Source organism: Streptomyces colwelliae (assembly GCF_048158785.1).
Lineage (GTDB): Bacteria > Actinomycetota > Actinomycetes > Streptomycetales > Streptomycetaceae > Streptomyces.
In genome coordinates this window covers 1-2,374 of the sequence record NZ_JBLTJC010000697.1, presented here as the reverse complement: position 1 = coordinate 2,374, position 2,374 = coordinate 1, and the positions used below count along the sequence as shown (strand labels likewise).

The 2,374-nt window shown below is 71.5% G+C and carries 2 protein-coding genes and 1 pseudogene; all 3 read left to right on the top strand.

What is annotated here, in order from left to right; genetic code table 11:
- Positions 1–933 (top strand): ADP-ribosylglycohydrolase family protein (locus ACNFOC_RS53320; protein ID WP_416966160.1); only part of this gene is annotated, 933 nt, incomplete at its 5' end.
- An 8-nt stretch (positions 934–941) separates the two neighbouring features.
- The gene (locus tag ACNFOC_RS53315; protein ID WP_416966159.1) at positions 942–2,135 is read left to right on the top strand and encodes an ADP-ribosylglycohydrolase family protein; all 1,194 of its coding nucleotides are present in this window, start codon (positions 942–944) and stop codon (positions 2,133–2,135) included.
- A pseudogene (locus ACNFOC_RS53310) lies at positions 2,123–2,374 on the top strand (ADP-ribosylglycohydrolase family protein); the annotation flags it as partial. The gene ACNFOC_RS53315 and the pseudogene ACNFOC_RS53310, both read left to right, overlap by 13 nt.

The window sequence follows — 2,374 nt, the reverse complement described above, 5'->3', positions numbered from 1 at the left end:
CCCCCCGAGCCCCTACGCCTGGGCCCCTCCGACGACGCCGAATGGGCAGCGTTCGCCGCAGAAGCCGTACTGAGAGCCGGCGACGACACGGTCCTCGGCGACCTCAGCAGAGAACGCAGAACCCGCGCCGCGATCGACCTCACCTGGAACGCCATCGCCAGCGAGGTCGCCGCCGCAGCGGACCGCGCCCCCGAGGTCGAATCCGCCGTACTCCCCCTACGCGCCCGCATCTCGGTAAGGGCAGGCCTGGGAAACCTAGCCGCAGGCCTGCGCCCACCCGCCACAGGCCACGACAACCCCCACTACTTCGACGACGCGGCCTGCGTAAGGGCATGCGTACTCGCAGTAGCCCACCCCGGCGACCCCCAACGCGCCGCCACCCTCGCCGAGTTCGACGCCCACTACACCCAGGACGGCGACGGAGTCCACGGCGCCAGAGCCATGGCCGCGGCCCTCTCCCTCGCCCTGGTCGGCGCCGACGTGGACGAGTGCGTGGCAGCGGCCCTCGCCGAACTCCCCGAAGCCACAGAGATCGGCCGCAACGCCCGCCACGCACTGAAGCTGGCCCAGGACAGCGACAACGCCTTCGCCCTGATCCCCCTCCTGGAACACCAGATCGTCGACCACGTCTACAGCTACGGCATCGCGGCCGCCGAAACCGTCCCGGTCGCCTTGGCCCTGGCAACGGCAGCCCGCGGCCGTATCGCGGAAGCGGTCCCCGCAGCGGCCTGCCTCTCCCGCGTAGCGGACTCAGCCCCAGCACTCGCAGGCGCCCTCACCGGAGCACTGAGCGGCGGCCAAGCGATCCCGGCAACCTGGCGGGAGGCCTGCCGCACCCTCTCCGGCTGCGCACTCCCCCGCCTCACCGGCACGGACCTCGTAGAACTCGCCGAACTCCTGGAAGCCACACAACCGGCGTCACCAGGAGGATGATTCGGTGCATGGCACCTAAACAACCCAAAGAATCCAAACAACCCAAAGAAACCGAAACCAGCCTCGACGAAAGGATCACCGGAGCCCTCGTGGGCGCCGCAGTCGGCGACGCCCTCGGCGGCCCCGTAGAGGGCTACTCCCCCGACCAGATCCTCGAACGCCACGCCGGCCGCGTCCACGGCATCGTCGGCCCCTGGAACGGCGAAGCCTGGCGCACCGCCCGCCCCATCGCCCCGTACCACAAGGGCGACGGCCACGTCACCGACGACACCTTGATGACCCACGCTCTGGTACGGGTCTACGCCCAGGTCCGCGACCACCTCGACGCCTACTCCGTCGCCGACCACCTCGTCCCCGACCTGATGCAGAACCCGCGCTGGATCCCGGAGTTGGAGGCGGAAGCCATCCCCCTCCACCGCATCTTCCTCGCGGAGAAATGGCTCGCGACCCGCCTCCACTACGGCCACGTCGACCCCCGCGAGGCCGGCGTCGGCAACATCGTCAACTGCGGTGCCGCGATGTACATGGCCCCGGTCGGCCTGGTCAACGCGGCGAATCCGGCGGCCGCTTACGCCGAGGCCCTCGACATCGCGGGCGCCCACCAGTCGTCGTACGGCCGCGAGGCAGCCGGTGTCTTCGCCGCGGCGGTGTCGGCGGCCTGCGTACCGGGCGCCACCCCGGACTCGGTCGTGGCCGCCTGCCTCGCCCTGGCGAAGGACGGCACCCGCACCGCCATCGAGCGGGTCTGCGAAGTGGCCGCCCGCTACTCGGACTTCGAGTCGGCACTGGTTCCCCTGCGGGAGGCGATCGCGCCGTACGACACGGTCGGCCCCGACTACCGCGCCCCCTCCCTGGACGCCCGCCGCCCCTCCCGCACCAAGGCGATCGAGGAACTCCCCGTCGCGCTCGGCATGTTGGTGGTCTCCGGCGGCGACTACCGTCACGCGGTGCTGGGTTCGGTGAACTACGGCCGTGACTGCGACTCGATCGCGACGATGGCCGGCGCGGTGGCCGGCGCACTCGGCTCCCCGGTGCCCCAGGACTGGTCGAAGACGGTCGCCGAGGCCAGCCGCCTGGATCTCTGGGAACCGGCCACGACCCTCACCGCCGTCACCCGCGAGCTCTTCGAACGCGATGTCCTCCGACGCCGGGCCCACGAGGCGGCGTTCACCGAGATCGGAGGGCTGCGGTGCTCCGACTGACCTGGGTCCAGCCGGAGGACCTGCTCGGACACGAGTTGCACCAGGCCGCCCAGGACGGACGCGAACCGTCCGCGATCGCGGCGCGCTGGCGGGCGGCGGGCGGTGCGGAAGCCCCGGAACGGGCGGGCGCGTCTCCCCAACCCCCCACCCGCTACCTCCGGTTGCTCGCCGAGGACCTGCTCGACGAACTGGCCGACCTCCCCAGCATGTTGGCGGACCAAGAGCCCACCGACCTGACA